Here is a 5,245-nt window from a genome sequence, read left to right as displayed (position 1 = left end):
TGAAGCGCCGCGCGGGCTGGATCGCTGTGCCCGGAGCCTTTCCCGGCTACTGCTGGGGGTCCGTTGCGCTCAAGCGCGGGGTGGGCTGGGTCGGTGCGCTCGGGCCCTTTGCCGGCTTCTGCTGGGGGTGCCTCGTTGCGCTCAAGCGCCGCGCGGGCTGGATTGCTCTGGCCCGACCGGTTGCGGTCGAGTGCCGTGCGGGCTGGATATGCCCGGGCCGGAGTGTGGTTGTCGGGCCGTTGGGGTCAAGTGGCGGGCGGGTTCGCGGAGGCGCCAGATGCCCGGGCGGACCTCGCGGTGGCGGGTGCTGCCCTCGGCCGCGGCGCGGGCCGCCCGGCGGGCGTACGCCTCCAGGCGTTGCTCGCCGAGCGCCCGGGCCACCTGGCGGGCCTGCTCGAAGCAGCGGGCGGAGGCTTCGGTGTCACCCTCCTCCAGGGCCAGCAGCGCGGTGGCGCGCAGTGCGTCGAAGCGGGCCCGGCCGGGGCCGGGGCACTGGGCCAGGGCCTGGTCCAGGAGTTCGCGGGCGCGGGCGTGGGAACCCTCGTCCAGGTGCAGGTCGGCCAGAGCGGCGAGGGCCCGGCCGTGTTCCTCGTACGCGCCGCAGTGGTGGGCGGTCAGCAGCGCCTGCTCGTAGTGCGTACGGGCGGTGGCCGGGCGGCCCTGCTGCCAGGCGAGGTCGCCGAGGGAGCGGAGCATCCGGGCTTCGGCGTCGCGGTCGCCGCTGCGGCGCGCCGCGTCCAGGGCCAGGGTGTGGGTACGGGCCCACTCGGGCCATGCCGCGCCCGCCTCCACCGGCGCGGTGAGGGCGTCCGCGAGCCGTACGACGCTGGACCACAGGCCGGCCGCATACGCCTCGGAGACCGCCCCGACGAGCGCGGCGGTTCCGGGCTCCGCGGCCCGCCACGGGCCCAGGCCCGGCCAGGCCGTGCCGTCCTGGGGCCGGGGCAGGCCTCCGGCCCGGGCGGCCGGTGCGGGGGGCTCCGGGTCGGTTGCCCACCAGGGCAGGTCGTAGCCGTCCTGGGGTGTTGCGTGCGGGGTGGTCGGGCGCGTGGCCGCGTCCACGTCGGGCTTCGCGGCATACGGCACCGCTTCCGCGGGCCGGCGCGCAGCGCCGGAAGGGTGCTGCCGCTCCGCGGCCTTTCCGGGGCCGGACGGTGACTGCCTGGTGGGTCGGCCGGCGTGCTGTGGCGCGGGCTCGGGGCGGAGTGCTGCCCGGGGCTTGGGCGTTGGGGGGCGGTTGTTCTGCGCCTTGCCGCCGGTCGCGTGCCGGGCCGCGGCCTCCGTCGGGGCGGCGTCCAAGAGGGTGGGGTCGGCCGTGAGGATGCGGTGGTGGAGGTGTTGGAGGTGCGGGCCCGGTTCGATGGCCAGGTCCGCGACCAGGGTGCGGCGCAGCCGGGCGTAGGCCTCCAGGGCCTCGGCCTGGCGGCCGCAGCGGTACAGGGCCAGCATCAGCTGCCCGTGGAGTTCCTCGCGCAGCGGCTGTCCCGCGGCCAGTTCGCCGAGCTCCGCCACCAGTTCGTGGTGGCGGCCCAGCGCCAGTTCCGCCCGCAGCCGGGCGTCCAGGGCCGCGGCCCGGGTCTCGGCCAGCCGTACCGCGGCGGCCTCCAGCAGGGGGCCGTGCGGGGTGTCGGCGGCCAGGGGGCCGCGCCACAGGGCCAGGGCCCGGCGGTGGTGTTCGGCGGCGCCGGCCGGGTCGCCTGCGGCCTCGGCGGCGCGCCCGCGGGCGTGGAGCCGCTCGAACTCGGTCACGTCCAGGCGGGCCCGTCCCAGCTGCAGGGTGTAGCCGGGGGGCCGGGTGAGGAGGGTGCCCGGGCCGTGGTCCGGGTCGGCCGCCCGCAGCACCTTGCGCAGCTGGGACACGTACACCTGGAGGGTGGTGGTCGCGGTGCGCGGCGGGTCCGTCGGCCACAGCTCGTCGATCAGCGTGCCCGCCGAGACCACCTCGCCGGCCCGCATCAGCAGTGCGGCCAGTACCACCCGTAGTTTCGCCGCCCGCGGGGCATGGCCCACCCCGGGGGCCTCGCCGGTGAGTTCCACCGGGCCGAGGAGCCCGAATTCCATCAGAAGAGGCCGTTCCCTAGTCCCCAGGAGTCCTGGTCCTGGACCACGCGGGCGCGGGCGTCCGCGACCGGGCGGCCGTTCTGCGTCACCGTCAGCGCCGCCTCTCTCTCGCGCCCGTGCGCCCCCTCGCCGGACAGCACCGTGCAGTGCAGCGGCAGGTCGTCCGCCGCGTAGCCGGTGAGGCGTACGTCGATGGAGCCGAGCACGGCCCGGTCCACGTCGACGGCGCCGCTGCGTGCGGCGGCCAGCAGGGCGCTCTGGCGCATGCCTTCGAGGAGGAGCAGGGCGGACAGGCTGCCCCTGTCCGGGCCCGCGAACAGCGGGCTGCCCGGCTGCGGCACGATCCAGGTCGACAGCCGGCCCGGTGCGGCGGGCTCGCCCAAGTCCTCGCGCACCACCACGTTGGCCTCGCTGCGCCGGCCCACCTCGGCGGCCGCCACCGGCCAGGCGCTCTCCTCGTACGAGGGCCCGTCCGCTGGGGCGGCACGCAGGGCGCGTCGGCTCTGGGCGACGTGGCTGCGGTGCAGCGCCGGCATCAGGAAGACCAGGCCCGCGCTGCCCGTCGCGCACACCACGTCGTCGATCGCGGCCTCGAGGCGGAACTCCAGCCCGCGCGGGACCCCTGCCAGGCTGTGGGTCGGGCGGACCGCCAGGCGGGTCAGCAGGCGGGCGGCGCGGCCCGGATGCGGGGCCGGGGCCGTTGCCGTGCGCCAGGGGGCGGTGTCCGTGAGGTCGAGGGCGAAGCGGTGGAAGAGGCCCGGCCGGTCCAGGGGCACGCCGAAGTACTGGTGGCCGACGAACTCGCCGATCTCGCGGAGCGTGTCGGTCAGCAGCTGGGGGTCGTGGAGGTGGCCCGGGCCGTCGTTGAACAGGGGGTGGGCGGTCGGCAGTTCGCCGGCCAGCACGAAGTGCTCCTCGCTGCTGCCCGGGGCCTCCAGCAGGTACCGGTCCCATGACGGCGGGCAGTGGATGAGGTGGCGTACGGCCGTGCCGTGGCCCAGCTCCGTGAAGTCCGGTCCGCTCGTGGGGGCGGTGGTCGTGGACTCGACCGTCATGGTGTTCTCCTCGGGCCGGCGACGTCGTGCGGCGGCAGGCGGTGCCCCGGCGCCGCGGCCGGGTACGCCCGGGCCGCCGGCACCAGCCCCCGGGCCCGGGCCTCTTGCAGGTCCAAGCGTGCAAACCCGTGTCCGCTTCCTGCCAGCGCAGGCCGGTGACAGGAACCTGCACGGCAGATAGTTACGGGTTGCGCCCGGGGGGCCGGACCTGCGATGTCGGCGCTGGTCGGAGGCCTGGGCGGGGGTGCGGGCCGGGGGTGTGGGCCGGCGGTGTGGGGGGTGTGGGGGTGGGGCCCGGTGGGTGCGGGTGGTGCGGGTGGGTGCGCGGATAGGGGTTGAGGCAGGGGGACTGCGGCGGTCGGGCGCTGCCTACGCTCGGGCCGCGTGGTCCGGGACGTTCTCGTTCGGTCCGGTTTCTTCTTCGTTCTTCTTCTTCGTTCTTCTTCCGTCTATTGCTCAGGGAGCGCCATGGCCGACGTCAGCAGCCGCATCGCGAGCCGGCGGGCCCGGACGGACCTGCTCGACCCCGTACTGGGGGTGTTCAACCGGCGTTACGAGGACGAAGCCGCCGAGGCGGCGGCCCGGCTGGACGCCGCCGCGGCGGCCGGCGAGGACACCGGCCCGCTCCACGGGCTCGCGGTCGCCGTCAAGGACCTGATCGCGACCCGGGAGGCCCCCGTCACCGGACACTCCCGCGTCAACGACCCGGCCTGGCACGCCGGAGCCGACGCCCCCGTCGTCGCACGGCTGCGCCGGGCCGGGGCGGTCGTGGTGGGCTCCACCACCCTCGCGGAGCACGCCCTCGGCCGACCCGACCCGGACCTCGGCCTGGTGGTGCCGCGCAACCCGTGGGACCCGGACCGCTATCCCGGCGGGTCCAGCAGCGGCAGTGCAGCGGGGCTGCCGGACGGGCTCTTCGACGTGGGCCTCGGTACGGACACCGGCGGCAGCATCCGCATCCCGGCCGCCCTGTGCGGGGTGACCGGCATCAAGCCGACGCCCGGGCTGGTGCCGGGGGACGGCTGCCTGCCGCTGGCCCGCAGCCTGGACACGGTCGGGACGCTGTCGCGGACCGTCAGGGAGGGTGCCGAGACGCTGGCCGTGCTCGCCGGGCGCGAGCCGGGTGCTCTGACGTGGCAGCAGCCGGCCGGGCCGCTGCGGATCGGGGTGCCCGAGCGGGCCCTCGCCGAATCCGGGCAGCTCTCGGAGGGGTGCAGTGCCGCCTTCGACGCCGCGCTGGAGGAGCTGCGGGCGATGGGCGCGGAGCTGGTGCCCGTGGAACTGCCCGAGCTGTACCCGCTGTTCGCCGCGCAGGTCATCACGTTGCTCGCCGAGGCGTACGAGGTGCACCAGGCGGGGCTTACCGGGCGCTGGGCGGAGTACGGGCGGCCGTTCCGGCGGACCGTTGTCCTGGGCGGGTTGATCAGCGCCTCCACGTACGTGCGGGCGCAGCGGGTGCGGGACTGGGCGGCGGCCAACATGCGGCGGCGGTTCGCGGGGCTCGCGGCCGTTGCCACGCCTGCCTGGCCCGGTGTGGCGCCGCGGTACGACGATGCCGAGGGGCTGGGGGCGATCTCCTGGCTGCCGGGGCTGTGGAGCGGGGTGGGATTCCCTGCCATTGCGCTGCCGATGGGGTTCGAGGGCGGGCTGCCGGTGTCGCTGCAGTTGGCCGGGCTGCCGGGGAGCGACTTCGAGTTGGCCCGGCTCGCCGATGCGTATCAGCGGGGGACCGGGTGGCATGTGCGGCGGCCCGAGCGGGAGCGGGACCTGGGCCCGGGGCCGGGGCCGGGGCGGGGTTGGGCTCTGCCTGGAGTGGCTGCCGCTGGTCAGGGCGCTGCCGATAGTGAGGCGGGGCGGGGGCTTGGGGTGCGGTTGCGGGAGTTGGGGGTGGAGGTGGGGGCCGTTGAGCTGGATGCGTTGTGTGGGCAGTGGGCCTTGACGTCCATGTTGTTCGGGTTTCTGCCGGATCCCTTGCCGGGGGGTTGAGGGTGGGGGGTGGGCCGGGCCTCTGGCCCGGGCCGGTTTGTTTCCCCCACCCCGCCCCTTCTCCCCCAGCTACCGCTGGGAGGTGCCCCCAGAAACCGGGGCCTGCGGCCCCGGGCCCCGCTGCGGCCCCGGGCCCCGCTGCG

3 protein-coding genes are annotated in these 5,245 nt (G+C 76.4%); 1 reads left to right on the top strand and 2 read right to left on the bottom strand.

Annotation, left to right across the window (positions count from 1 at the left end; all coding sequences use genetic code 11):
- Positions 1 to 141: 141 nt before the first annotated feature.
- Together ABZ924_RS24285 and ABZ924_RS24280 are read right to left on the bottom strand one after the other, a co-directional pair.
- The gene (locus ABZ924_RS24285; RefSeq protein WP_361913487.1) at positions 142 to 2,061 is read right to left on the bottom strand and encodes a BTAD domain-containing putative transcriptional regulator; all 1,920 of its coding nucleotides are present in this window, start codon (positions 2,059 to 2,061) and stop codon (positions 142 to 144) included.
- Positions 2,061 to 3,116 (bottom strand): AfsA-related hotdog domain-containing protein, encoded by a 1,056-nt coding sequence (locus ABZ924_RS24280; protein WP_361913484.1) that lies wholly within the window; start codon positions 3,114 to 3,116, stop codon positions 2,061 to 2,063. The genes ABZ924_RS24285 and ABZ924_RS24280 overlap by 1 nt, the downstream gene beginning before the upstream one ends.
- Before the next feature lie 468 nt (positions 3,117 to 3,584).
- On the opposite strand from ABZ924_RS24280, the gene ABZ924_RS24275 reads away from it, so the two are divergent.
- Positions 3,585 to 5,102, top strand: coding sequence for an amidase (locus ABZ924_RS24275; protein WP_361913481.1), 1,518 nt, complete (start codon positions 3,585 to 3,587; stop codon positions 5,100 to 5,102).
- The last annotated feature ends 143 nt before the right edge of the window (positions 5,103 to 5,245 follow it).

Origin of the sequence: Streptomyces sp. NPDC046876, assembly GCF_040645035.1 — a bacterium.
In the GTDB taxonomy this organism is placed as follows: Bacteria; Actinomycetota; Actinomycetes; order Streptomycetales; family Streptomycetaceae; genus Streptomyces.
This window is presented reverse-complemented; position numbering and strand designations above follow the sequence as displayed.